Origin of the sequence: Curtobacterium sp. MCSS17_005, assembly GCF_003234225.2 — a bacterium.
GTDB lineage: Bacteria > Actinomycetota > Actinomycetes > Actinomycetales > Microbacteriaceae > Curtobacterium > Curtobacterium flaccumfaciens.
Genome location: NZ_CP126258.1, coordinates 784,776 through 808,720 on the forward strand (window position 1 = coordinate 784,776; position 23,945 = coordinate 808,720).

The following is a 23,945-nucleotide window of genomic DNA, read 5'->3' on the forward strand; positions in this document are numbered from 1 at the left end:
GTAGACGGTCACGCGATCCGCGTGACGCCCAGCGGCGTCGGGTCCACGGGGTCCGGCGGGACCGGGAGCGACCCGCGGATCTGGTTCTGCGCCTGGCAGTCGCTGGTGCAGTTCGTCGCACCCTGCGAGAGTTCGACGGCGTCCTCGCCGAGCACCCCGCCCAGACGCCCGCCGGGCTGGACCGTCCACGTGGTGGTGGTCGTGGTCTGCGAGGTCTTCGTGGCGACCTGCGGGCTGTCCTTGCCGAGGAGCATCTGGTGGGCACCGCTGCCCGCGGACACCGCGGCCGTGCCGTCGCCGAAGTTGATCTTGCCCGTGTACGGGTTCGTGAAGTAGAACAGGCCCGCCCCGAGGGTGTGGGTGAACGTCACCGGCCCGGCGAACTCGGTCTCCATCTGGAAGATGCCGCCCTGGGCGCCGTCCTTCGCCTGGACCTTGAGCTTCCCGGCCCCCGTCGAGAAGATCGCGACGAGGGTGTCGTCCTTGACCTCGAGCGACGAGAGCTTCGTGCTGGCGAGCTGCGCGGCGGTGAGCGACGGGACCTTCGACGCGAACACCACGGTCGGCTTCGTCACCATCCGCTGGGTGTCCGGAGCGCCGGTCAGCGTGTAGTCGTACACGCCGAGGTCGGCGATCCGGATGTCGAAGCCGTTGTGCTTGCCCCGGACCGCGATCGTGCCGGTGACCGGGGTGTCGCGCACCTTGAGCTCCTTGCCCTGGGCGGGGTTCGTCGTGACCCCGTTCACGGTGACGGCGTAGTCGCCACCGGTCGAGGTCTTGCCGGACGCGTTCGCGGGGGAGACCCCGACGAGGGCAGCGGCGGCGGCGGTGCCGAGGGCGATCGCGGCGACGATGCCGCTGCCGATCCTGCGTGAGCGCTGGGTGTGCATGGGTGCCTCCTGGTGGGCCTGTCTGGCCGGTACGACGATCGTCGCCGCCGGCCCGGCTCCGCACCATCGGACCTTGGTACTAGTACCCGGTCAGCAGCGTGCAGCAGGGCACGGTCACCAGCCGTGGTCGCGCGCCCACAGGGCGGCGCTCGTGCGGTCCGCGACGCCGATGCGCCGGAACAGCGACCCGACGTGCACCTTCACGGTCCGCTCCGCGATGCCGAGTTCCGTGCCGATCTGCCGGTTCGACATGCCGCGGGCGATGCGGACGAGCACGTCCCGTTCCCGGGGCGGGAGCTCCGGGCCCCGGTCCGCGGCGGCCCCGGCGGCTGCTCCGGGCAGGAGCGCCCGGGCCACCCGGGGGTCGATCGGCGTCTCGTCGCGCGCTGCGGCTCGGACCGCCGCGACCACGTCGTCGGGCGCGGCGTCCTTGAGCAGGTAGCCCGTGGCGCCGGCTGCCAACGCGGCGCGCACCCGGTGGTCGTCCGAGAACGTCGTGACGACGAGGACCCGGACCGACGGCAGGAGCGCCCGCACCTGCCTGGTCGCCTCCACACCGCCGGCACCGGGCATCGACAGGTCCATCACGACGACGTCGGGCCGCAACGTCGGCACGAGCGCCACCGCCGCTTCGCCGGTGGCCGCCTCGCCGACGACCTCGCAGTCGTCGGTCGTCGCGAGCACCGCGCGCAGCCCGCTCCGGACCAGCGCGTGGTCGTCGACCAACAGGACCCTCACCGCAGGGCCTCCGCGTCGACGGGGACCTCGAGGTCCCAGGTGGTGCCGGCACCCGGAGCGGTCCGGAGCAGCAGGGACCCACCGGTGTCCTCGGCGACCTCGCGCAGCAGGGTCGTGCCGAGGTGGCCGGTGCGGCCGCCCTCGACGACCACGGCGGGGTCGAAGCCCGCTCCGTCGTCGTGCACGACCACCCGGACCGAGCCGCCGGCCTGCGTCACCGTGACGTCCACCCGGGTCGCTTCGGCGTGCTTGACGACGTTCCAGACGGCCTCACGGACGAAGCGCACGACCGCGAGCAGCGCGGCGGGGGACGCGTCCACGGCCTCCGGCACCCGCACGGTGGTCGCGAGCCCCGCTGCACGCGCGCGGGCACAGGCGTCGTCGAGGGCGGCACCGAGTCCCTCGGGCGTCGGAGCCGCCGGCCGGATCGTCGCCATCGAGGTCCGCAGCGACGACACCGCACCCCGGAGCACGGTGGCGGCGTCGCGCGTGGCGGGATCGGCACCGAGGGACAGTGCGAGTCCGGCGACGTCCTGCACCGGTCCGTCGTGCAGTTCGGCGGCCATCCGTCGGCGTTCCGCGGCTTCGGCGTCGAGCGCGCGACCGAGCAGCCGCTCCCGCAGGCGCTGCCCGGAACGGATCCGCAGCAGCAACCCGAGCAGCAGCGGCACCAGGAGCGCGAGCACCACCGCCACCGTGCCGAACGCCAGGACGGCGAACGACCGTCGCAGGTCCGCGGCGCGCGCGAGCACCTGGTCGTACGGCTGGTACGCCTCGAACAGCAGCGCCTCGCCGGACGGCGTGTGCACCGCCTGGTACGCCTCGAGCAGCGGCCCGTGCCCGCGCTCGTAGCGGTTCTCCGGCTCGGTCAGGTCGGACACCTCGGCGTCGGAGCGGTCCGACTCCAGCGCCTCCTGGTCCTCGTCGGACAGCGGGAAGCGCTCGCCGACCAGTCGACGTTCGTCCGACCAGAGCACCGTGCCGTCTGCCGCCCAGAGCTTCATCCGGACCGCCGATCCGGCGCGCAGCTCACCGGCCACCGCGTCGTCCAGGCGCGTCCGTGCGGCGTTCCGGTCGACGGCGGACCGGGACGGGTCGGCGACCGCGTCGAGCAGTGCGGGTTCGACCACGACCCGTGCGAGCGCCGCGGTGTCGCTGGTCGCGTCACGGACGGCGAACGACTCCGCGATGCGCTGCGCCACCAGGGTGCCGGCGGTCGCGACCGCGGCGCCGCCGACGACCGCGGCGAGCACGACGCCGACCAGGACGAGCCGCCAGGGCGTCCGGCCGGTCCTCCGGCGCGGGTCGGCCGCGACGAGCACGACCGGCTCCGCCGCCGTGTCACTGTCCGACGACCGTTGTCCGTGCACCCGGACACCGTAACCGGCGGCGTCCCTGCCGGGCGCGCGTGGAGCCCGGATCGCCGCAGAACGCAGGCCTGGAGGCCCGTGGCGGCGCCGCCACGGGCCTCCAGGCCTGCTCGGGGTGCGTCGTACCGCACATGGTGAGCAGGAACGGTCGGGTCGCGGTGCGCGACCCGACCGTTCCTGCTCACGAAGCGGGCAGCCGCTCGCGCAGGGCGCCGCGGACCGACTCCCAGCCGGCCAAGCGGTCGCGGATCGCGTCGTCCTGCTCGGCGGCCAGGGCGTCGCGGTGCGCCTGTTCGAGTACCTCGTCGATGACGACCCGGCGGCCGCTGCGGGCCGAGGTGATGGCCGCATCGACCATGGTCAGGCTCATCACGTTGCCGTGCACCTCGCCGTCCGGCACCTCGCCGGAGCGGACCGCCCGGACGAAGGACGCCAGCGACCCGGCGATCTCGTGCCCGACCGACGGCGCAGCGGCAGGGGAACCGGGAGTGCCGTCGAGGTCGCTCGACGGGTCGTGGTCGCCGTCCCAGAGTGCCGTGCCGGCCGCTCCGGAGGCACGCCAGTCGCCGTTCCACGAGGTCTCGGCACCCGGCGCGCACCACGAGCCGTCGTAGACGTAGCGGACGTCGTCCTCGAACGTGAAGACGGCTGCGGCGGCCGCGTCGCCCCGGTACCAGGACCACGACGGGTTCCACGACTCGCAGTACACCGACACCGGGTCGCGTTCGAGCACGTACCGGGCGGAGTCGAAGGCGTGGATGGCCATGTCGAGCAGCAGGACGTCGTCCATCTCCTCGCGGAAACCACCGAAGTGCGGCGCCTTCGCGAACCGGGTGCTCAGCCCGCCCACGGCACCGAGGTCGCGGACGTGCTGCCGGAACGCGACGAGCTGGTCGTTGTACCGGCGGGACTGCGACACCATGAACAGCTTGCCCGTGGCCTCGGCGGCGGCGGCGAGCGACAGCGCCTCGGCGACGGTCTGTGCGGCCGGTTTCTCGCCGAGCACGGGGAGCCCGGCCCGGAGCGCCTGCAGGGTGACCGGGTGGTGCGCGACCGGCACGGTGATGTCGAGGACGGCCTCGGCACCGGTCTCGGCGGCCAGCACGGTCAGGTCCGTGCCGACCGGGATCGACGGGTCGCCGGCGTGCTCGGCCCCGGCGCGGGCGGCGTCGAGGTCGAGGTCGACGATGCCGACCAGCTCGACCTCGGGGTCGGCGGCGACGGTGGCGAGCCAGGCCCGCCCCATCCCGCCGGCGCCGACCTGCAGGACGCGGAGGGGGCTCACGCCTGCGCCCCGTCGCGCTCGGCCGCCGGCTCGCTGGCCGCCGGCTCGCTGGCCGCCGGCTCGGCGGTCTCGGGCTCGGCGTCGTCGAACGGGCCGCGGTAGTGCTGCCCGTCGAAGTACTCGCCCAGGTCGTAGCGGCGGAGCGTCGGGATCTCCCGCTCCCGCTCGGGCCGGGCCCACTCGGCACCGTTCGCGATCACGCGGCGGACGTCCGGGTGGTGGTAGACGGGGAAGTCCTGGTCACCGGGGGAGAAGTAGAAGATCTTCCCGAGGCCGCGACGGTAGGTCATGCCGCTCCGGAACACCTCGCCGCCGGTGAAGCCCGAGATGAACACGAGCTCGTCGGGCGTCGGGACGTCGAAGTACTCGCCGTACATCTCCTGCTCGGGGATGACGATCGGGTTCGGCACTCCGCGGGTGATCGGGTGCTGCGGGTTGACGGTCCAGACGAGTTCCTGGTCGTGCTCGCTGCGCCAGCGGAGGGTGCAGGTGGTGCCCATCAGCTTGCCGAAGATCTTCGACCAGTGGCCGGAGTGCAGGACGAGCAGGCCCATGCCGGAGAGCACGTGCTTGTGCACCCGGTCGACCACGGCGTCGTCGACGTCCTGGTGTGCGGCGTGCCCCCACCAGGTGAGGACGTCGGTGTTCGCGAGGACCTCGTCGGTGAGGCCGTGCTCGGGCTCCTGCATGGTGGCGGTCCGGACGACGGCCTCGGGCAGGTGCTCGCGGATGCCGTCCGCGATCGCGCCGTGCATGCCGTCGGGGTACCGCTCGGCGACGTGCTGCTCGACCTGTTCGTGGACGTTCTCGCCCCAGACGGTGATGCGGAGCGGGGTGGTGGTCATGGTGTGTGCCTTTCGGGGGTGGTGGGACCCGGTCACTTGACTGCGCCGCCGGTGGCCCCGGCGGCGATGAACTTCTGCGCCACGAGCAGCAGCACGATGGCGGGGATCGAGGCCATCACAGCGGCGGCCATGACGGTCGACCAGTCGGCGGTAAAGGTGCCGATGTAGTTGTAGATGCCGAGCGTGATCGGCCGGACGTCCTCGGTGGTGGTGAGGGTCAGGGCGAACAGGAAGTCGCTCCAGGTGAACAGGAACGTGAACAGCCCGGCGGTGATCAGGGCGTTGGCGCTGATCGGCACGACGACCGAGCGGAAGGCCCGGAAGTTGCCGGCACCGTCGACCTTGGCGGCCTCGATGATCGACGGCGGGATGTTCTGCATGAACGCCCGCATGATCAGGATCGCGAAGGGCACGCCCGCGGTGCTGTCGGCCAGGATCAGCCCCGGCACGGTGTTGAGCAGCCCGAGGTCGTTGTACGCGGCGTACAGGGCGTTCGCGACGACGATGCCCGGAATCATCTGCGAGATGAGGATGCCGAACAGCACCGCGTTGATGCCCTTGACCTTGAACTGGGCGAGCGCGTACGACGCCGGCGTCGCGATGAGCAGACTGACGACGACGCTGCCCAGGGCGATCACCAGGCTCGTGACCAGGGCGCCGCCCTGGTCGGCGATGGCCTGCGCGTAGCCGCCGAGCTGCGCGTTGATCGGGAACCAGGCGGCCTCGATCGCGGAACCGGCCGGCTGCAGGGAGATGTTGATCATCCAGTAGACGGGGAACAGCATCACGGCGAGGATCAGGATCCCGACGCCGGACAGCACCCACTGCTTCGCGCTCGTGGGACGGACGGGTCGCCGGGCACCGCGGGTGACCACCGCGCGGGTCCGGAGGACGTCGTTGGTGGACGCTGCGTCAGTCATCGACGGCCTTCCTGTTGAGGCGGAGGTAGACGATCGCGAACAGGGCGGAGATCACGATGAGGATGTTGCTCAACGCGGCGCCCTGCCCGAAGTCGAACTGCTTGAACGACAGGTCGTAGGACTGGGTCGCGATGGTCTGGGTGGCGTTCGCCGGCCCGCCGTTCGTCAACCCGAGGATGATGTCGAGCACCTTGATCGTGTAGACGACGCCGAGCACGAGCGTGACGCTCACGACGGGGCGGAGCATCGGCCAGGTGATCGCCCAGAAGGCCTTCCACCCGGTCGCGCCGTCGAGTGCCGCGGCCTCGTACAGCTCGGTGGGGATGTCCTGCAGACCGCCGTACAGGATCGTGGTGTTGAAGGGGATCCCGATCCAGATGTTCACCGCGATGACGGTGATGAGCGCCACGGCGGGGCTCGTCAGCCACGGGACCGACGGGATGCCGAAGGTGCCGAGGAACTGGTTGACGACGCCCGAGTCCTGGTCGAGCATCCACTTCCAGACCGCGCTCGAGACGATGAGCGGCAGCAGCCAGGGCAGCAGGAGCAGCGAGCGCAGGAGGCCGGACAGCGGGAAGTTCCGGCGGAAGAACAGGGCGAGCAGCAGGCCGAGGACGAACTGGCCGACGATCGACCCGATCGTGAACAGCGCCGTGTTGAGCATCGCCGTGCCGAACAGCTGGGACGACACGACCGAGGCGTAGTTCGCCAGGCCGACCCACGGTGCCTCGCCCGTGTAGAACGTCGACGTCGTGTACGCCTGGAAGCTCATGACGATGTTCTTGACCACCGGGTAGCCGAAGAACAGCAGCAGGAACAGGACGGCCGGCAGCAGGAACAGCAGCTGCGCGATCCGTTCGAAGCGCAGCGAGCGGCCCGGGCGGGGCCGCCGGGACGGAGCGGGTGCTCCGTTCCCGGCGGCCCGCCGTGGGGCGACGGGGGTCGCGGTGCTCGTCATGCTCAGTTGCTCGACTGCGCGTTCTGCAGGGCGTCGGCCGGGGAGTCCTGCCCGGTCAGCGCCGACTGCACGGCCGTGTAGATCTTCGTCGCGGCCTTGGGCCAGTCGGCACCGAGCTCGCCGGTGCGGGCGCGGGCGTCGGCGACGAGGTCGACGAACACCTGCTCCTCGGGGACGTCCTTGCCGAACTGCTGCGCGACGTCGGTCTTCGAGGGGATCGTGTACCGCAGCTTCGCCATCGCGAGCTGGTTCGCGTCGCTGTTCATGCAGTCGACGATCTTCGCCGCGACGGCCTGCTTCGCCTTGTCACCGGTGTTCGGGACGGTCCAGACCTCACCACCGAGCGGGGCCACGGCCTTGTCGCTGGCGGCCTGCACGGGGATCTGGGCGATCCCGTAGTCGACCTTCGACTCCTTCAGACCGGGGATCTGCCACGGGCCGTTGATCATCATCGCGGCCTTGCCGGCCATGAACTGGTCGTTCACGTCGGCCTGGGTCCAGTTCACGACGCTCTTCGACATCGAGCCGTCATCGACCAGGCCCTTCCAGAGCGACAGTGCTTCCTCGGTCTCCGGGGTCGCGATGTCCTTCTCGTCGCCGCCGTTCGACCACATGAACGGCAGGAACTGCCAGGTGCCCTCGTACGTGGCGTTGGCGTCGACGGCGAACCCGTACTGGTCGCCCTTGGTGAGCTTCGCCGCGGCGGACTGCAGCTCGTCCCACGTCTTCGGCGGGGTGACACCGGCCTCGGACAGCACCTTCTTGTTGTAGAAGAGCGCGATGGTGTTCACGGTGGGGGCGAGGCCGTAGACCTTGTCCTCGTAGGTCCCGGCCTGCAGCACGCCCTTCGCGTAGCCGTCGGTCGAGATGTCGTAGTCGGACAGCGGTGACAGCGCACCGGTCTCGGCGATCTGCTGCAGATCCGGGTTGTCGAGCATCAGGACGTCCGGCAGGGTCTTCGACGACGCCTGCTGCAGGACCTTCTGGATGAGCGACGAGCCGGGTACCAGGCTGCGCTTGATGGTGACGTCGTTCTCGGCGCCGCACTTGTCGAGGTACTCGCCGATGACCTTCTTGTCGTTGCCCTGGTTGTAGTAGTCGAGCACGGTGATGGAGTCCACCTTGCCGCCGGAGCTCGCGGACGAGCCGCCGGAACAGCCGGCGAGGACGAGGGGGACGGTCGCCAGCATGGCGACCGCGCTGAGGACCGGGGCGATCCTGCGGTGTCGAGGCTTCATTGCTTCGCTCTTCTCTGGATGGTTGCCGGACACGAGTCGAACGTGTCGCTCGTGGATCGGGGACGACCGGACCAGAACCGCTCCGTCGCGTCCCGAGTGAGGTCGAAGCTAGCATCGAAGCGCTTCGATGGTAAAGCGCTTAGACGAACTTTTTCGAGCACCGCCCCCGCTACAGTGAGCGCAACAGGGTGAGGGAGCGGCATGGCGACGATGCAGCAGGTCGCCGACCGGGCGGGCGTCTCGATCGCGACGGTGTCCTTCGTCGTGAACGGGAACAAGCGTGTGTCCGCCGACACCCGTGCCCGGGTCACGGCGGCGATGCGCGAGCTCGGCTACCGGAACAACGTGGTCGCCCGGGCGCTGGCGTCGCGCCGCACCCGGATCCTCGCGCTCGTGTTCCCGGTGCTCGAGCACCGGCTCGGACAGACCGCGCTGCAGTTCTTCACGAGTGCCGCGAGCCGCGCCTCGGAGCTCGGGTACCACCTGGTGCTCTGGCCGGCGGTGACGACGGCGGACGACGTGCAGGACCTCATCTCGGGCGGTCTCGCCGACGGGGTCGTGGTGATGGAGGTCACGATGCACGACCCCCGGATCGCCCGTCTGACCGAGCTCGAGGTCCCGTTCGTCGCGATCGGCCGCACCGCCGACCCCTCGGGCATCTCCTACGTCGACATCGACTTCGAGCGCACCGTCGAGGACGCCCTCGACCACCTCACCGGGCTCGGGCACCGTCGGATCGGGCTCGTGGTCGAGGACCTCGACGGCACCACCATGGCCGACTACGGGCCGAAGGTCCGCTCCGAGGCGGCGTTCCACGCCGGCATCGTCCGCCGGGGGCTCACCGGCACCGTGGTCGCCGCCGGCGCCTCGGCCGAGGGCGGTCGTCGTGCGGCGGCGGACCTGCTGGTGCGCGACCCCGACGTCACGGCCGCGATCATCATGAAGGACGACTCGAACTTCGGGCTCGTCAGCGGGCTGCGGGCCGGCGGTCGCCGGGTGCCCGAGGACGTCTCGGTCATCGCGATCGTGTCCTCCGACGGCGCCGGGGCCGCGACCGAACCGGTGCTCACGACGCTGAACGCCCCCGGCCCGGAGCTCGGCCGCCTGGCGGTCGAGTCGCTGGTCGACCGCCTCGAGGGCGGCAGCACCGCGCGCACCCACACGCTCATCCCGTGCGCCCTGCACCTGGCAGACTCCACGGCCCCCGCCCCCGCCTGATCCCCTACCGGACTGGAGGCGCGGGTCGACCCCGCCACGGGCCTCCAGGCCGTCGCCGGCCACGTTTCGGGCTGCACGACAGTCCACGGGGCCGCGAGCGCGTGAGCTGTCGTCCAGCCCGAAAGGTGCCCGACGCAGCCGCGCCGCCGCCCCGCAGCCGCGCCGCCGACCGCCCCTGGCGGACAGACCAGGCTCCGCCTGGTTGTGTGGATGCACAGGTTCGCAGCACCACACGTCGAGGAGGACGGATGGCAATCGACCGGAGGACGTTCATGCTCGGGGGAGCGGCGGTGCTGCTGCTCGCCGGCTGCTCCACCCGACCCGAGCGCACGCGGGTCGAGGACTGGCCCACCGAACCGCCCGAGGGCGAGGCGACGATCAGCTGGTGGGCCGGTCAGGTCGCCTCGAAGGACGGCGGTGACCTGCGGCGCCGGCTCATCGCGGAGTTCCAGAAGGAGCACCCGAACATCCGCGTCCGGATCGTCAGTGCCCCGAGCGACACCGACACGAACCGCACCAGCCTGACGACCCAGATCGCGGCCGGCAGCAGCACGCCGGACGTCTACCTCGGTGACGTCGCCTGGCCCGGGCAGTTCGCGAAGAACAAGCTCGCGACCCCCGTGAACCAGCTCGTCGGCGAGGACTTCTTCGACCAGTTCCCCGAGGGCCTGCGGCTGGCGGCGAGCGTCGACGGGACCTACTACATGTTCCCGCTCTACATCGACGAGTCGTTCTTCCTCTACCGGAAGGACCTGCTCGCGAAGCACTCCCTGCAGGTGCCGGGGTCGTGGGAGGAAGTGCGCGAGACCGCCGCGAAGCTCGTCGACACCGGCGACGTGTCGTACGGGTTCGCGTTCCAGGGGGACGTGTACGAGGGACTGACCTGCAACGTCACCGAGTTCGTCGCCGACGCGGGCGGGTCGCTGCTCAACGACGACCTCACGAAGCCCGAGACCACGAGTTCCGAGACCAAGCGCGCGTTCGAGTTCATGCGGTCGCTGGTCACGTCGGGAGCGTCTCCACGGGCCACCCTGACGTACCAGGAGCAGGACACCAACGACGCCTTCTCCGGCGGCCGCGCGGCGTTCCTCCGCAACTGGTCGTACGCCTGGGGGATCGCGAACGGCCCGGACAGCCAGGTCGCCGGCAAGGTGGGTCTCGCCGCCCGGCCGACGTTCGACGGCATGGACGAGCACCACTCGACGATCGGCGGGTGGGGGAACTACATCAACCCGCACACCCAGGAACCCGCGGCGGCACTGACCTTCGCGCGCTGGATGTCGAGCGAGCCCGCGCAGCAGTTCCTGACCCGCGAGGGCGGGGTCCTGCCGGCCCGGTCGGCGAGCCTCGTCAGTGCGGACGCGAAGCGGCAGGAGCGCCCGACCTACGACACAGCGGCGGGCATCACGCTCGTGCCCCGCCCGACCTCGACGGCCTACTACCCGAAGGTCTCGCAGGGCGTCTACCAGAACGGCAACAGCATCCTCGGCGGGCAGGCGTCCGTCGACGGCGGCACCAGCGCGATGGCCTCCGCCATCTCGCTCGCCCTGCAGGGAGCAGCGCTGTGAGCGCCGGTACGGCGACACGACCGGCACGGCCTGGAGGCACGGGTCGCGTCGATCCGCCGCCCCGGCCGACGGGGCGGTCGCGTCTCGACCGCATCCGCTCGCGGGGCGCGTGGGGCTTCGCGGCCCCGGCGCTCCTGGTGGTCGCGGCGGTGACGATCTTCCCGGTCGTGTACTCGGTGGTCCTGAGCTTCGCGGACGTCGAGGTCGGCTACGAGGGCTTCACCATCCAGTCGTTCGGGTTCGACAACTACGCGGCCCTGCTGCAGAGCGCCGACTGGTACCGGGCGCTCGGCTTCACGGTGCTCTACACGGTGGTGACGGTGTCGGTCGAGCTCGTGCTCGGCATGCTCGTCGCGCTGGTGCTCGAGCGCCTCGGGGCCACTCGCGGCTGGATGCTCGCGCTCATGCTCATCCCGTGGTCGCTCGTCACCATCGTCAACGCGCAGCTGTGGAAGTACATCTACGACAGCACCTACGGCGTCGCGACGTGGTTCTTCGGGTTGTTCGGGGACGCCCCGGTGATCCTCGGCGAACCGGTGCCCGCGATCACCGGGCTGATGGTGGCGGACATCTGGAAGACGACGCCGTTCGTCGCGATCATCCTGCTCGCCGGGCTCGTGCAGATCTCCGAGGACCACTACGAGGCCGCCGAGCTCGACGGCGCGAGCACCTGGCAGACGTTCTGGCGCGTGGTGCTGCCGCAGCTCACCCCGACCCTGACGATCGCGGTGCTGTTCCGCATCCTGCAGGCGTTCGGCGTCTTCGACCTGCCGTTCGTGCTGACGAACGGCGGCCCGGGCACCGCCACCCAGTCGCTCGCGATCATGGGCTACAAGGTGCTCTTCCAGGACATCAACATCGGACCGGGGGCGGCGATCGCGACCTCCACCGCGGTCATCGTCGCGGCCGGGTGTCTGCTGTTCCTCCGGGCGTTCCGGAACCAGGCGAAGGGAGGGGACGACTGATGCCCCGTCAACGTGTGCGCAAGGGCTGGCGGAAGTGGGTCAACACCGTCAACGTCAGCGGTGTCGTCATCGCGGTGCTCACCGCGCTGCCGCTCTACTGGCTCGTCACGACGTCGCTCAAACCGGCGTCCGAGATCGGGCAGTCGCCGCCCACCGTCTGGCCGCAGTCGTTCACCTTCGACAACTTCGTGGTGGCCTTCCGCGACAACGCGCTCGGCCAGTACATGGTGAACAGCGTCATCGTGTCGGTGTCGACCACGGTGATCGTGCTCGCGCTGGCGTTCCTCGCCGGGTACGCCCTGGCCGGCCGGTTCATCCGGGGGCGCACGGCGATCATGACCTCACTGCTCATGCTGTCGGTGTTCCCGGCGATCGCGGTGCTGACGCCGCTGTACCTGCTCGAGCGCAACCTCGGGCTGCTCAACTCGTACCCGGGTCTGATCGTGCCGTACGTGGCGTTCAACCTGCCGTTCGCCATCTGGATCATGCGGAACTACCTGCAGGGGATCCCGTCGACGATCGAGGAGGCGTCCGAGATCGACGGCGCCGGGGCCTGGCGGACCGTGCTGTCGGTGATCCTGCCGATGGCGAAGCCGGGCCTGTTCACGGTCGGCGTCTTCACCTTCACGGCGTCGTGGAGCGAGTTCCTGATGGCACTGACCTTCAACAGTGAGAACTCGTTCCGGACGATCCCGGTCGGCATCGCGCTCTTCGGGACGCAGTTCACGGTGCCGTTCGCGCAGATCTTCGCCGCGAGCGTCGCCGCGACGGTGCCGATCGTCATCCTGGTGCTGGTGTTCCGCCGCTCGATCGTGTCCGGGCTGACCTCCGGCGCGGTCAAGGGGTGACGGGTGTCCGGCATGCGGAGATAGGTAGGGAACTTACCTAGCTGCGCATGCTGGACATTCGTCCGGGCGTCGTCCTGACCGCCCGTAACCTGCCGTCAGGGGCTCGGTGCGCCGAGATCGACGGCTGCGACGATGCGGTCGATGATCCGCACGAACCTGGCCCGCTCCCGTTCCGAGAAGGAGGCCATCAGGTCGTGCAGGTGCTTGTTCGTGCCGTCCATCGCGCGCGCGTAGTCGCGGCGGGCAGCATCGGTCAGCTCGATGTGCCGGCTGCGGCCGTCATCCGGGTTCGGGATGCGACTGAGGTGTCCGCTGTGCTCGAGGCGGTCGACCATGCCGGTGACCGCCGGGCCGGTGAGTCCCAGGTGCTTCGACAGGTCCTTGACGCGCACGGTCCGGCCCGCTTCCTCGGCGCGCGAGACGAACTGCAGCAGCGTCAGGTCGCCGCCGGAGACGCCGAGCTCGTCGCGCAGGCGTCCACGCAGTTCGGAGACCGCGGCCTCGAGCCGGGTCAGAGCCGCGTCCAGGTCGACATCGCTCACGACAAAGCCCCCTCTGCACGGGTCTCGTCCGGATCACGATACGCCGCACTCACAGCCCCAGCGTATCCACATAACGCGAAGCGTGGAACGGTGCAGGTGGCGATGACGGATTCGGGGCACCGTGGCTGACCCCGCCCCGACTCCGCAGTCCGCTGCACGCGCCGGTGAACCGGTCCGCTTCGAGGTCTCCGGCGGGGACCCCGACTCGGCCGAGCGCGACCTCGCCGCCGTCCACGGCGCCGATCGGTGGTCCGTCCGGCGCATCGACGACGACTTCTCGTACCGGTACACGGCCGTCGGGGACTCCGACGTGAGCATCCGGCGTTCGCAGCTCCGCGGCGCCGTGCGCGGCTCGGTGCCGGTCGGCGCCGACTACGTGGTGACGTGGATCACCAGCGGGACCGCGCACCTGGACTCCGGGCGTGTCCGGATGGAGTTGCGCCGGGACGTCCCCGTGCTCCTGCCGCCCGAGGACGACTTCGTGTTCACGGCCGAGGACCACGACCAGCGGTTGGTGCACTTCGGGCGGGAGTACGTGCACCGGGTCGCGTTCGAACACCTGGAGGTCGAGGCCACACCACTGCGGTTCGACCCCACCCGCGCGCCGGAGCCCGACACGGCGGAGCGCTGGCAGGGGGCGCTCCTGGCGCTGTCCCGGGCGCTGCGCGCCGAGGGGCCCGACTCGGATGCGTGGCACGAGGCCAAGCGATCGGCGGCCACCGCGTTCCTGGACACCTTCCCGCCGCAGGCCGACGACCTGCCCGCGGTGCTCGGCCTGCCGCGGAACGCCCGGCTGCGCGCCGCCGTGGAGTACATCCACGCACACGCGGCCGAGCCGGTCACCGTCCAGGAGCTGTCCGAGGTCGCCGGTCTGAGCGTGCGGTCGGTGCAGGAGTCGTTCCGCCGGGTCTTCGACGTGTCACCGCTGACCTACCTGCGCGAGGTCCGGCTCGACCGGGTGCGCGGGGAACTGCTCGAGCTCGACCCGCAGGCCGGGGTCGTCGGCGATGTCGCGCGACGGTGGGGGTTCGCCCACCTCGGACGGTTCTCGGCGGCCTACGCGGCCCGGTTCGGCGAGTACCCGAAGCAGACCCTGCGCCGCTGACGACGGCGGGTGCTCAGCGGCCGGATGCCGGCCTCGGCGCGGGGCCCGTGCTCGCCCGCACCCGCAGGGTCGTGGGGAGCCGGACGTGGTCCGAGGTCGGCTCGCCGCGCAGCATGGTCAGGAGCATCTGCACGGCGTGCGACCCGAGTTCGGCGAGCGGCTGCGACACCGTGGTGAGCGGCGGGGTCGTGGTGGACGCCTGCGGCACGTCGTCGAAGCCCACCACGGACAGGTCCTGGGGCACGCGGAGCCCGACCTCGGCCGCGGCGCGGAGCACACCGATCGCCGACGAGTCGTTCGCAGCGAACACCGCGGTGGGGCGGTCGGCGAGGGTCAGGAGCTCGCGAGCGACGGCCGCGGACTGGTCCTCCTGGTAGCCGCCGTCACGCAGCAGGCACTCGTCGACGGCGATGCCCGCGGCTGTCAGGGCCGAGCGGTACCCGGCCGCGCGCAGCTGGGCGGAGGCCAGGTCGGCGCGTCCCTGCAGGTGCGCGATGCGGGTGTGCCCGAGTGCGAGCAGGTGTTCGACGGCCTGCACGGCTCCGGCCTCGTTGTCGGCGTCGACGGTGGCGTGTCCCTCCGGCCCGGTGTGCGGGTCGATCGCCACGACGGGGATCGACGAGCTCGACAGCGCCGTGGTCGGGGTGACGACGATCGCGCCGTCGATCAGGGTGCCGGACAGGCGGGACAGCGACCGGCGTTCCCACCCGGGTCGGTCGGCCCCGGTCATGAGGCCGGCGTAGGCGAGGAGCTCGTAGCCGGTGCCGGTCGCCGCCCGCGAGATGCCGCGGAGCAGCTCGGTCGAGAACGGCTCGAACTCGGGGACCAGGATGCCGACGACCCCGGTCCGCGAACTCCGGAGGCTCCGGGCGACCAGCGACGTCTCGTACCCCAGGTCGTCGACCACCTGCTGCACGCGGAGCATCGTGGCGGGTGCGACCCCGTCGCGCTGGTTGATCACCTTGGACACCGTCGGGATCGAGACCCCGGCCACCCGCGCCACGTCGCCGATCGTCACCCGGCCGGCACCGGGACGCGCGCCGAGTGCCGAGTCCATGTGCACACCGTACCGCTGCGGCATCATGACATCGGTAAAGAAAACGTTATCGATATCGATTGACATGAGCCTGGAGCAGCAGGCATGCTCTCCGCAGCGGCAGTCGATGTCGCGCATGTCAACGACGACACTTCAGGAGTTCCACGATGACGAGGAAGATCCGTGCCGCGGCAGCCATCGCGCTGATCGGGGCCACAGCACTGGTGGCCAGTGGGTGCTCGGCGGGCAGCGATGCCTCCGAGGACGGCGGGAAGGTCACGATGACCTTCTGGCACAACTCGACCACCGGACCGGGCAAGGCCTACTGGGCCTCGACGGTCAAGGCGTTCGAGGAGCAGTACCCGAACGTCACCATCAAGACCCAGGCGATCCAGAACGAGGACCTGGACGGCAAGCTCCAGACCGCCCTCAACTCCGGCGACGCCCCCGACGTGTTCCTGCAGCGTGGCGGCGGCAAGATGGACGCGATGATCGCTGCCGGGCAGCTCATGGACATCTCCGACTCCATCAGCGCCGACGCGAAGAAGTCCATCAGCGCGGGCACGTTCGCCGGGTACGAGAAGGACGGCAAGACCTACGCCATGCCGGGCGCGGTGCTCCCCGAGGGCATCTGGTACTCGAAGGACCTGTTCGAGGAAGCCGGCATCGAGGGCACGCCCACGACCATGGACGAGCTGAACGACGCGATCACGAAGCTCAAGGCCAAGGACATCGACCCGGTCGCCGTCGGCGCGAAGGACGCCTGGCCGGCCGCCCACTGGTACTACAACTTCGCGCTCCGCGAGTGCAGCCAGAAGACCCTCGAGGACACGGCGAAGTCGCTGGAGTTCGACAACGCCTGCTGGACGAAGGCCGGCGAGCAGCTCGAGGACTTCAACGCCACCAAGCCCTTCAACAACGGCTTCCTGACCACCGCCGCACAGCAGGGCGCCGGCAGCTCGGCCGGTCTCCTCGCCAACCACAAGGCCGCCATGGAGCTCATGGGCGCGTGGGACCCGGGCGTGATCGCGTCGCTGACGCCGGACGCCAAGCCGCTGCCCGACCTCGGCTGGTTCCCGTTCCCCGCGATCGACGGTGGCAAGGGTGACCCGAAGTCGATGATGGGTGGCGTCGACGGCAACTCCTGCTCGGCACAGGCCCCGAAGAAGGCGTGCACCGACTTCCTGAACTTCATCGTGCAGAAGGACAACCAGGAGGGCTACTACAAGGCCTTCAACGCCATCCCGGTCAACAAGGAGGCCCAGTCGGTCGTCGACTCGGACTACCTGAAGTCGGCCCTGGCCGCCTACCAGGAGGCCCCGTTCGTCTCCCAGTACCTCGACACCCTGTACGGCCAGAACGTCGGCAACGCGCTGAACACCAGCGTCGTCGACCTGCTCGCCGACAAGGGCAGCGCGAAGGACATCGTCGAGACCACCAACCAGGCTGCGGCCAAGGGCTGAGCATGACCCTCGACACCTCGCTCGGTACGACTCCGACCACCGGGTCGGACACGGCCGCGGGGACGTCCCCGGCGGGGAGCGGTTCGCCGCTCCCCGCCGGTCGGCGGACCAAGCGCCGCATCGCAGACTGGCGGAAGCGCGTCGAGATCGCGGTCCTCGCCGGACCCGCGGTCATCGTCTTCGTCACCTTCGTGATCCTGCCCGTGGCGCTCGCCGCCTACTACGGGTTCTTCAAGTGGCAGGGCTACGGCCCGCCCACCGACTTCGTCGGGCTGCAGAACTACCTGATCATCTTCCAGGACAAGGCGTTCCACGCGGTCCTGATGCACAACGGCTTCATCGTCGTGCTCTCCCTGGTGCTGCAGGGGCCGATCGCGATCGTGCTCGCCCTGCTGCTCAACCAGAAGATGCACGGCCGCGGACTCGTCCGCGTGCTCGTCTTCGTGCCGTACGTCATCTCCGAGGTGATCGTCGGCACCGGGTGGAGCCTGATGCTCCAGTCGAACGGCGCCGTGAACGACCTGTTCCAGAGCATCGGCCTCGGCGGGCTCCGTGCGGACTGGCTGTCGAACCCCGACATCGCCATCTGGACGCTGCTCGTGATCATCTCGTGGAAGTACATCGGCTTCGCGGTGATCCTGTTCCTCGCCGGCCTGCAGAGCATCCCCGAGGAACTGTTCGAGGCCGCCGCCATCGACGGCGCCGGCTACTGGCAGATCCAGCGGCGCATCACGCTGCCGCTGCTCGGTCCGACCATCCGCATCTGGGCGTTCCTGTCGATCATCGGCTCGCTGCAGCTGTTCGACCTCGTCTACATCATCTGGGGGCAGTACATCGCGTCGACCGCGGGCACCTCGACGATGGCGACGTACATGGTCGCCAACGGCCGGACCTCGGGCAACTTCGGCTTCGGCAGCGCCGTCGCGGTCGTGATGTTCGTGATCTCGCTCGTGGTCGCCCTGATCTACCAGCGCTTCGTGCTCCGCCGCGACACCGCGGGTGCACTCACCGAGAGGAAGAACTGATGGCCACCACGAGCATCGTCGCCCCCGGGCGCCGGGCCGTGCGGGAGCGCCGGTCCAGTGCCGCGATCGGACGCGCGAACCCGCTGACCTACGTCGTCGCGATCCTGTTCGTCGCCGCCAACCTGGCACCCGTGCTCTACATCGTGCTGGGCGGCTTCCGGACCAACTCGCAGATCACCACGAGCCCCGCCGGACTGCCGGCACCGTTCGAGTTCGGCAACTACGGGTCCGTGCTGTCCAGCGGCATCTTCTGGCAGCAGCTCGGCAACTCCACGATCAGCGCCGTCACGACCACCATCGGGGTCGTCGTGCTCGGGCTGATGGTGAGCTTCGTGCTCGCCCGCTACCGGTTCGCCGGCCGTGGGGCGCTCTACGCCCTGTTCGCCGCGGGCCTGATGTTCCCGATCACCGTGGCGATCACCCCGCTCTACCTGCTCGTGAAGGACCTCGGTCTGACGAACAGCCTGGCCGGCGTGATCCTGCCGCAGATCGCGTTCGCGCTGCCGACCACCGTCATCATCCTGGTGCCGTTCCTGCGGGCGATCCCCGACGAGCTCGAGGAGGCCGCGTCGATCGACGGGGCGAGCCGACTCGGGTTCTTCTTCCGGATGGTCGTGCCGCTGTCGCTGCCCGGCGTCGTCACGGTCGGCATCCTGGCGTTCATCGCCAGCTGGAACAGCTACATCCTGCCGCTGTTCATCCTGAACAACGAGGCCGCGTACACCCTGCCGCTCGGGGTCCAGTCGTTCTCGTCGCAGTACTCCGTCGACACCGCAAAGGTGCTCGCGTTCACCTCGATGTCGATGATCCCGGCGCTCGTGTTCTTCACGATCTTCCAGCGCCGCATCGTCGGAGGCCTGACCGGGGCGGTGAAGGGGTGACCGCGACGGACGCGACGCAGACCGCGACCACCGCCGGACCCCGCGCCGACGCCCTGCTCGCCGTGATGAGCCTCGACGAGAAGGTCGCCCAGCTCGTCGGCTACTGGCTCGACCAGAACGGCGTCGTCGCGCCCATGCAGGGCGAGATGGCGGCCGTGCAGCAGGGCAGCACCCTGGCGGACATCACCCGCGACGGCATCGGGCAGTTCACCCGCGTCTACGGCACCCGTCCCGTCGAACCCGACGAGCGTGCCGCCTGGCTCTGGGCCGAACAGCGCCGCCTGCAGCGCGAGACCCGGCTCGGCATCCCCGCTCTCGTCCACGAGGAGTGCCTGACCGGCCTCGCCGCGTGGAAGGCCGCGACGTTCCCGACCCCGCTGGCGTGGGGCGCGTCGTTCGACCCGGAGCTCGTCGAGCAGGTCGGCGCCGCGATCGGTGCGTCGATGCGCCAGCTCGGCGTCCACCAGGGCCTCGCGCCGGTGCTCGACGTGATCCGTGACCCCCGCTGGGGCCGGGTCGACGAGTGCATCGCCGAGGACCCGTACCTGGTCGGTACGGTCGGGACCGCGTACGTGCGTGGCCTGCAGTCCGCCGGGGTCGACGCGACGCTGAAGCACTTCCTCGGCTACTCGGCGTCGCAGGCGGGACGGAACCACGCCCCCGTGCACGCCGGGGCCCGCGAGGTGGCCGACGTGTACCTGCCGCCGTTCGAGATGGCGCTGCGCGACGGCGGCGCCCGGAGCGTCATGAACTCGTACGCCGAGATCGACGGCGTGCCCGTCGCGGCGAACGGCGAGCTGCTCACCGACCTGCTCCGCGACCGGCTCGGCTTCGACGGCACGGTCGTCGCGGACTACTTCTCGGTGGCGTTCCTCGAGGTCATGCACGGGATCGCCGCCGACCGTGGCGACGCCGCGGTGCTGGCGCTCGAGGCCGGCATCGACGTCGAGCTCCCCACCGGTGACGCGTACCTCGCGCCGCTGGTCGAGCGGGTCCGCAGCGGGCAGGTGGACGAGGCCCTCGTCGACCGCGCCGTGCTCCGGGTGCTCCGGCAGAAGGAGCGGCTCGGCCTGCTCGAACCGGACGCGTTCGCCGAGGACGCCCCCACCGGGATCGACCTCGACACCCCGCTGCACCAGGCGCTCGCACGGCAGCTGGCGGCGAAGTCGCTCGTGCTGCTGTCGAACGACAGCGGCACCGCCGACAGCGGCACCGCCGACAGCGGCACCGCTGACGCCACCGCCGACCGTGGCACCGTTGACAGCACCACCCCCGTCCTCCCGCTCGCACCGGGGGCCTCCGTCGCCGTCATCGGCCCGAACGCCGACCGCGCCGAGGCCCTGCAGGGCTGCTACTCGTTCGCGAACCACGTGCTCGCCTCGCACCCCGACCTGCCGCTCGGCTTCGCGATCCCGACCGTCCGCGAAGCCGTCGCCCAGGCTCTCGGCCCGGCAGCGGTCCGCTTCGCAGCGGGCTGCGCCGTCACGGGCGACGACCGGGCCGGCTTCGCCGACGCGGTCGCCGTGGCCTCCGCCTCGGACGTCGCGGTGGTCGTCGTCGGCGACCAGGCCGGTCTCTTCGGCCGCGGCACGGTCGGCGAGGGCAACGACACCGAGTCGCTCGACCTGCCCGGCGTGCAGCGCGAACTGGTCGAGGCCGTCGTCGCGACCGGGACCCCCACCGTGATGGTGCTGCTCACCGGCCGGCCGTACGCGATCGGCTGGGCGCTCGACGGCGACCAGCCGCGTCCGGCCGCGGTCGTGCAGGCGTTCTTCCCGGGCGAGGGCGGCGGGCTGGCGATCGCCGACCTGCTCACCGGCGCGGCCTCGCCCTCGGGCCGGCTGCCACTGTCCCTGCCCCGGTCCGCGGGTGCGCAGCCGTTCACGTACCTGCACCCGCGGCTCGGCGGTCCGTCGGACGTCACCGCCGCGGACTCCACGCCGGTGCGACCGTTCGGCTTCGGCCTCGGCTACACCGACTTCGCCTACGACGAGCTCGTCGTCGACCCGGACGTCCGCTCCGACGGCGTCTTCACCGCGTCGGTGACGGTCCGGAACACCGGGTCCCGTGACGGCGACGACGTCGTGCAGCTCTACGGGCACGACGTGCACGGCAGCGTCACCAGGCCCGAGGTGCAGCTCCTCGGCTACGCGCGGGTCGCGCTCGCCGCGGGGGAGTCCGCGCGGGTCCGCTTCCGCGTCCCGGTGCAGCGCTTCGCGTTCACCGACCGTCGGATGCGCAGGGTGGTCGAGCCCGGCGACGTGCAGGTCTGGGTCGCGTCGCACGCGGCGGCGTCACGGCCGGGAGGCCCGGTGGCAGCCGGTGGGATCGTCGCCTCGGGCGACGGTCCGGTCCGACACCCCGTCCCCGGCACCGCCACGGAGCGCGCCACCGTCGCGGTGACGGGTGCGGTGCACGAGGTCACCCCGGGCGACCCCCGCCTGGTGGAGTGGTCCCTCGTCTGACCTGGTGACGGACCACGCGCCCTGGGCGTGACCGGCTGACGGACGGGAGGCGCGGTGCGGGCTCGCACCGGGCCTCCTGTCCGTCAGCGGGTCGCGGTCACCCGACCGGTTCGAGACGGTCGGACAGGTCCAGCGACCAGACGGCGACGCCGGTCAGGCCGAGCCGCTCCGCCAGTGCGACCCGCTCGCGCAGCGAGCGCGCGTCGGACCACCAGAGCACCTCACCGCTCGGCAGGGTCGCGGTCCACTCGCCGACCGTCGCGTCCCACCGGGCGGTCGCGCCCGCTTTCCGGACCCGGAGCCGGGCCTGGGCGTCGGAGAGCTGACCGGCCGGACGCGTGCCCTTCCAGTGGTAGCCGTACCCGGCGACACCGAGCACGATCTGGTCGGCGGGAGCGAGGGTCGCGAGCGCACGGGCGGCCTTCGACGACCACGCGAGCGACCCGACCGGGCCGGGCGCGTCCGGTTCCCAGGGGCCGTGCTGGTCGTAGGCCATCAGCGTCAGGTGGTCGAGCGGGGCGCGGAGGGCGCGCACGTCGTAGCCGAGGCGGGCGTACCCGGCGGCGGTGGTCGACGCGGACAGGGCGATGTCGAGCCGGACGTCGTCACCGACGGCGGCCCGGAGTTCCCGGGCGAAGGCGGTGAGGCCGGGCTTCTCGGCCGAGGTCAGCGCCTCGAGGTCGATCATGACCGAGTCCCAGCCGCCCGTGGCAACGTCGGCGGCGAGCGACCGGACGACCCGGGCGCGGTTCGCGGGCGAGGTCAGGAGCTTCCGCGCGATCGGCTCGCTGAAGTCGCCGTCGGCCTCGGAGTAGTTGCTGACGAGCAGCTGCGCGGTGAGTCCGTCGGCGTGTGCCCGGTTGCGCTGGGCCTTGGCGGCGCGCGACGGTGCGGTGACCTTCGTGCCCGTGCGGTTCACCAGCAGCCCGTCGACGCCGACCACGTCCATCGCCGTGGCGTTCGCGTCCACCAGGGCGGTGTCGGCGTTCTCGGGCTGGAAGCCGGTCACGTCGAACCCGTCGGCCCGGGCGGCGGTCGGGGCCGTGCAGCCGGCGAGTGCGAGTCCGGCGGTGAGCGCGGCGGCGAGCAGCGCGGAGCGGCGTCGACGCGGGGTGGTGGTCACGGGGAGGGGCATCCTGTCGTTCGTGCCCGGTCGGGGCGCGTCGTCAGCGCTCCGGTCAGGAGGCGCTGATGGTCGTGGTGGGTCGTGCCGGTGGGGCGCCGGCGACGTCGTCGGCGGAGACCGGGCCCTCGGCGTCCGTCGGTTCCGGGCTCAGGACGAGGCCGGAGCCGCTCGCCGCGCTGGCGTAGAGCTCGTCGAGCCACGAGCGGTTCACGCTCGGGGACTTGCCACCGGCGAACTTGAAGTGCAGTCCACAGTACGGGTGGATCCAGATGCTGCTGCGGCCGCCCCCGACGGCGGGGTCGTCCTTCCACGAGAACACGAAGCTCTCCCCGCGGCGGATGAGGTTCACGATGACGATCTGCAGGTGCGTGAGCGCACGGTCGTCGAGGCGGAGCTCGAGGGGTTGCGAGTCGTAGATGAGCTGGCCCATGGCGCTGCCTTCCGTTTGCCGGGGCCCGCCGCACGTGCCGGACCCGCGAGGTCCATTCTCCCCCGGTTCCTCGACCCCTGGCGCTTTTCGTCCATCGACGGCGCGATCAGTCCCGTTCCGTGCCGGTGGCCGACGGCGGGACGGCCGGTGCCGACCACGGCGGGAGCTCGGCGGACGGGTACCCGCCGTGCTCGTCCGGAGCCCGCAGCATCGGGTTGACCGCACGCAGCCGGATGCCGGAGGTGTCCCCGGCGGCCCCGCGGACGGCGCTCGCCAGCAGGAACGCGACGACGTCGGCCGTGCTGCCGTCGGGGTCGTAGCCGTGCCAGGGGCGGTCATCGCCCTGGGCACGGCGCAGGGCATGGGCGAACGTCGCGTCGGCGTCGTCGACCTCCACCTCGCAGTCGAGCACGATCCGGAAGCGTGATCCCTCACCCGGGGACCCGGCGAGGTCCGATGTGGCGCGGGGGTCCGGGTCCTCCGGGTCGAACGACCGGAGCGCCGCCGACGGTGCGGTGCCGAACGCGGCGCGGTACTCGGCCGCCATCCGGCCGGCGTTGCTGAAGTGCCAGTGCTTGGCGACGTCCGCGATGGTGCGACGGTCGGCCGGTGTCATCGACAGCAGGTCGCGGCGGACGCCCTCGAGTCGCACCCCGCGCAGGTACGACGCGGGTGAGGTCTGCAGCTCCCGCCGGAACGCGCTCTGCAGGCCGCGGGTCGACAGGTGTGCGGCGGCGGCGATGTCCGGTACGGAGATCGCTTCGCGGGCGTGGGCGTGCACGAACCGCAGCGCCTCGTGCACGGTGCGGGACAGCCGTGCTCCGCCGTGCTCGGGACCACTGGCCGTGGTCGGTGCCTGGTCCATACGTGGAGGGTACGAGTCGGTCGGGCCGATCGGCCTCCGACGCCACGACGCCGCCGTTATCCGGCGTGCGCGGATGTGGATCGCACCCGTTCGGGGGCCATTGTGGACCCCGGTGAGGGCGCTTATCGTCCAAGAGGTACTCAAACTGTCCCCCTCCGAACAGG

At 71.1% G+C, this 23,945-nt stretch carries 22 protein-coding genes; 9 read left to right on the forward strand and 13 right to left on the reverse strand.

Annotation, left to right across the window (positions count from 1 at the left end):
• Nucleotides 1-8: 8 nt before the first annotated feature.
• From DEJ20_RS03920 to DEJ20_RS03955, 8 genes are all read right to left on the reverse strand, one after another.
• Nucleotides 9-890 carry a hypothetical protein gene (locus DEJ20_RS03920; RefSeq protein WP_111236624.1) on the reverse strand — a complete coding sequence of 294 codons (882 nt, stop codon included), beginning with the start codon at nucleotides 888-890 and terminating at the stop codon, nucleotides 9-11.
• A 114-nt stretch (nucleotides 891-1,004) separates the two neighbouring features.
• A complete protein-coding gene (locus tag DEJ20_RS03925; RefSeq protein ID WP_284183376.1) occupies nucleotides 1,005-1,616 on the reverse strand; it encodes a response regulator in 612 nt (203 codons plus the stop codon).
• A gap of 8 nt (nucleotides 1,617-1,624) precedes the next feature.
• Nucleotides 1,625-2,998, reverse strand: a complete 1,374-nt coding sequence (locus DEJ20_RS03930) for a sensor histidine kinase (RefSeq protein WP_111236623.1) — start codon at nucleotides 2,996-2,998, stop codon at nucleotides 1,625-1,627.
• Nucleotides 2,999-3,179: 181 nt separating this feature from the next.
• On the reverse strand, nucleotides 3,180-4,283 hold the full coding sequence (locus tag DEJ20_RS03935) for a Gfo/Idh/MocA family protein (protein WP_071405201.1): 1,104 nt from the start codon (nucleotides 4,281-4,283) through the stop codon (nucleotides 3,180-3,182).
• Nucleotides 4,280-5,128 (reverse strand): ThuA domain-containing protein, encoded by an 849-nt coding sequence (locus tag DEJ20_RS03940; RefSeq protein ID WP_111236622.1) that lies wholly within the window; start codon nucleotides 5,126-5,128, stop codon nucleotides 4,280-4,282. Before DEJ20_RS03940 ends, DEJ20_RS03935 begins: the two co-directional genes overlap by 4 nt.
• A gap of 32 nt (nucleotides 5,129-5,160) precedes the next feature.
• Nucleotides 5,161-6,048 (reverse strand): carbohydrate ABC transporter permease, encoded by an 888-nt coding sequence (locus tag DEJ20_RS03945; protein ID WP_110894486.1) that lies wholly within the window; start codon nucleotides 6,046-6,048, stop codon nucleotides 5,161-5,163.
• Nucleotides 6,041-7,006, reverse strand: coding sequence for a carbohydrate ABC transporter permease (locus DEJ20_RS03950; protein WP_027464443.1), 966 nt, complete (start codon nucleotides 7,004-7,006; stop codon nucleotides 6,041-6,043). Before DEJ20_RS03950 ends, DEJ20_RS03945 begins: the two co-directional genes overlap by 8 nt.
• Before the next feature lie 2 nt (nucleotides 7,007-7,008).
• Nucleotides 7,009-8,244 (reverse strand): sugar ABC transporter substrate-binding protein, encoded by a 1,236-nt coding sequence (locus DEJ20_RS03955; RefSeq protein ID WP_111056922.1) that lies wholly within the window; start codon nucleotides 8,242-8,244, stop codon nucleotides 7,009-7,011.
• Between the two features lie 201 nt (nucleotides 8,245-8,445).
• Here DEJ20_RS03955 and DEJ20_RS03960 point away from each other — a divergent pair, with 201 nt between their 5' ends.
• The 4 genes from DEJ20_RS03960 (at nucleotide 8,446) to DEJ20_RS03975 (ending at nucleotide 12,843) form a co-directional block, all read left to right on the forward strand.
• Entirely contained in the window at nucleotides 8,446-9,462 is a 1,017-nt protein-coding gene (locus DEJ20_RS03960) for a LacI family DNA-binding transcriptional regulator (RefSeq protein ID WP_258377276.1), read from the forward strand.
• Between the two features lie 248 nt (nucleotides 9,463-9,710).
• Nucleotides 9,711-11,030, forward strand: coding sequence for an ABC transporter substrate-binding protein (locus DEJ20_RS03965; protein ID WP_111236621.1), 1,320 nt, complete (start codon nucleotides 9,711-9,713; stop codon nucleotides 11,028-11,030).
• Complete coding sequence (locus tag DEJ20_RS03970; protein ID WP_171907805.1) at nucleotides 11,027-11,995, forward strand: carbohydrate ABC transporter permease; 969 nt, start codon at nucleotides 11,027-11,029, stop codon at nucleotides 11,993-11,995. The genes DEJ20_RS03965 and DEJ20_RS03970 overlap by 4 nt, the downstream gene beginning before the upstream one ends.
• On the forward strand, nucleotides 11,995-12,843 hold the full coding sequence (locus tag DEJ20_RS03975; RefSeq protein WP_027464448.1) for a carbohydrate ABC transporter permease: 849 nt from the start codon (nucleotides 11,995-11,997) through the stop codon (nucleotides 12,841-12,843). Before DEJ20_RS03970 ends, DEJ20_RS03975 begins: the two co-directional genes overlap by 1 nt.
• A 95-nt stretch (nucleotides 12,844-12,938) precedes the next feature.
• On the opposite strand, the gene DEJ20_RS03980 is transcribed toward DEJ20_RS03975, so the two are convergent.
• Nucleotides 12,939-13,385, reverse strand: a complete 447-nt coding sequence (locus DEJ20_RS03980) for a MarR family winged helix-turn-helix transcriptional regulator (RefSeq protein ID WP_110862645.1) — start codon at nucleotides 13,383-13,385, stop codon at nucleotides 12,939-12,941.
• A 121-nt stretch (nucleotides 13,386-13,506) separates the two neighbouring features.
• Here DEJ20_RS03980 and DEJ20_RS03985 point away from each other — a divergent pair, with 121 nt between their 5' ends.
• The gene (locus DEJ20_RS03985; RefSeq protein WP_111236620.1) at nucleotides 13,507-14,490 is read left to right on the forward strand and encodes an AraC family transcriptional regulator; all 984 of its coding nucleotides are present in this window, start codon (nucleotides 13,507-13,509) and stop codon (nucleotides 14,488-14,490) included.
• Between the two features lie 13 nt (nucleotides 14,491-14,503).
• Here DEJ20_RS03985 and DEJ20_RS03990 read toward each other — a convergent pair whose 3' ends face one another.
• Nucleotides 14,504-15,547, reverse strand: coding sequence for a LacI family DNA-binding transcriptional regulator (locus DEJ20_RS03990; RefSeq protein WP_258377275.1), 1,044 nt, complete (start codon nucleotides 15,545-15,547; stop codon nucleotides 14,504-14,506).
• A 146-nt stretch (nucleotides 15,548-15,693) separates the two neighbouring features.
• Here DEJ20_RS03990 and DEJ20_RS03995 point away from each other — a divergent pair, with 146 nt between their 5' ends.
• The 4 genes from DEJ20_RS03995 (at nucleotide 15,694) to DEJ20_RS04010 (ending at nucleotide 21,360) form a co-directional block, all read left to right on the forward strand.
• Nucleotides 15,694-16,989: an ABC transporter substrate-binding protein gene (locus DEJ20_RS03995; protein ID WP_111236619.1), complete on the forward strand. Its 1,296-nt coding sequence runs from the start codon at nucleotides 15,694-15,696 to the stop codon at nucleotides 16,987-16,989.
• Nucleotides 16,990-16,991: 2 nt separating this feature from the next.
• Entirely contained in the window at nucleotides 16,992-18,014 is a 1,023-nt protein-coding gene (locus DEJ20_RS04000; RefSeq protein WP_027464452.1) for a carbohydrate ABC transporter permease, read from the forward strand.
• On the forward strand, nucleotides 18,014-18,895 hold the full coding sequence (locus tag DEJ20_RS04005) for a carbohydrate ABC transporter permease (protein ID WP_111024614.1): 882 nt from the start codon (nucleotides 18,014-18,016) through the stop codon (nucleotides 18,893-18,895). The genes DEJ20_RS04000 and DEJ20_RS04005 overlap by 1 nt, the downstream gene beginning before the upstream one ends.
• A 65-nt stretch (nucleotides 18,896-18,960) precedes the next feature.
• On the forward strand, nucleotides 18,961-21,360 hold the full coding sequence (locus DEJ20_RS04010; RefSeq protein WP_502866602.1) for a beta-xylosidase/alpha-l-arabinosidase: 2,400 nt from the start codon (nucleotides 18,961-18,963) through the stop codon (nucleotides 21,358-21,360).
• A 97-nt stretch (nucleotides 21,361-21,457) separates the two neighbouring features.
• Here DEJ20_RS04010 and DEJ20_RS04015 read toward each other — a convergent pair whose 3' ends face one another.
• The 3 genes from DEJ20_RS04015 to DEJ20_RS04025 form a co-directional block, all read right to left on the reverse strand.
• Nucleotides 21,458-22,483 (reverse strand): glycosyl hydrolase family 18 protein, encoded by a 1,026-nt coding sequence (locus DEJ20_RS04015; RefSeq protein WP_258377274.1) that lies wholly within the window; start codon nucleotides 22,481-22,483, stop codon nucleotides 21,458-21,460.
• Nucleotides 22,484-22,538: 55 nt separating this feature from the next.
• Nucleotides 22,539-22,916, reverse strand: a complete 378-nt coding sequence (locus tag DEJ20_RS04020) for a DUF7882 family protein (RefSeq protein WP_071245963.1) — start codon at nucleotides 22,914-22,916, stop codon at nucleotides 22,539-22,541.
• Nucleotides 22,917-23,022: 106 nt separating this feature from the next.
• Nucleotides 23,023-23,781: a helix-turn-helix domain-containing protein gene (locus tag DEJ20_RS04025; protein ID WP_111236616.1), complete on the reverse strand. Its 759-nt coding sequence runs from the start codon at nucleotides 23,779-23,781 to the stop codon at nucleotides 23,023-23,025.
• Between the last annotated feature and the right edge of the window lie 164 nt (nucleotides 23,782-23,945).

Bases quoted from the DNA above. Each gene is read 5' to 3' on its own strand.
- DEJ20_RS03975 (WP_027464448.1), top strand. From the start codon at position 11,995: ATGCCCCGTCAACGTGTGCGCAAGGGCTGGCGGAAGTGGGTCAACACC.
- DEJ20_RS03920 (WP_111236624.1), bottom strand. From the start codon at position 890: ATGCACACCCAGCGCTCACGCAGGATCGGCAGCGGCATCGTCGCCGCG.
- DEJ20_RS03990 (WP_258377275.1), bottom strand. From the start codon at position 15,547: ATGGACTCGGCACTCGGCGCGCGTCCCGGTGCCGGCCGGGTGACGATC.
- DEJ20_RS03965 (WP_111236621.1), top strand. From the start codon at position 9,711: ATGGCAATCGACCGGAGGACGTTCATGCTCGGGGGAGCGGCGGTGCTG.
- DEJ20_RS04020 (WP_071245963.1), bottom strand. From the start codon at position 22,916: ATGGGCCAGCTCATCTACGACTCGCAACCCCTCGAGCTCCGCCTCGAC.
- DEJ20_RS03950 (WP_027464443.1), bottom strand. From the start codon at position 7,006: ATGACGAGCACCGCGACCCCCGTCGCCCCACGGCGGGCCGCCGGGAAC.
- DEJ20_RS04010 (WP_502866602.1), top strand. From the start codon at position 18,961: ATGAGCCTCGACGAGAAGGTCGCCCAGCTCGTCGGCTACTGGCTCGAC.
- DEJ20_RS03940 (WP_111236622.1), bottom strand. From the start codon at position 5,128: ATGACCACCACCCCGCTCCGCATCACCGTCTGGGGCGAGAACGTCCAC.
- DEJ20_RS03995 (WP_111236619.1), top strand. From the start codon at position 15,694: ATGACGAGGAAGATCCGTGCCGCGGCAGCCATCGCGCTGATCGGGGCC.
- DEJ20_RS04000 (WP_027464452.1), top strand. From the start codon at position 16,992: ATGACCCTCGACACCTCGCTCGGTACGACTCCGACCACCGGGTCGGAC.
- DEJ20_RS03945 (WP_110894486.1), bottom strand. From the start codon at position 6,048: ATGACTGACGCAGCGTCCACCAACGACGTCCTCCGGACCCGCGCGGTG.
- DEJ20_RS03960 (WP_258377276.1), top strand. From the start codon at position 8,446: ATGGCGACGATGCAGCAGGTCGCCGACCGGGCGGGCGTCTCGATCGCG.
- DEJ20_RS03955 (WP_111056922.1), bottom strand. From the start codon at position 8,244: ATGAAGCCTCGACACCGCAGGATCGCCCCGGTCCTCAGCGCGGTCGCC.
- DEJ20_RS04025 (WP_111236616.1), bottom strand. From the start codon at position 23,781: ATGGACCAGGCACCGACCACGGCCAGTGGTCCCGAGCACGGCGGAGCA.
- DEJ20_RS04005 (WP_111024614.1), top strand. From the start codon at position 18,014: ATGGCCACCACGAGCATCGTCGCCCCCGGGCGCCGGGCCGTGCGGGAG.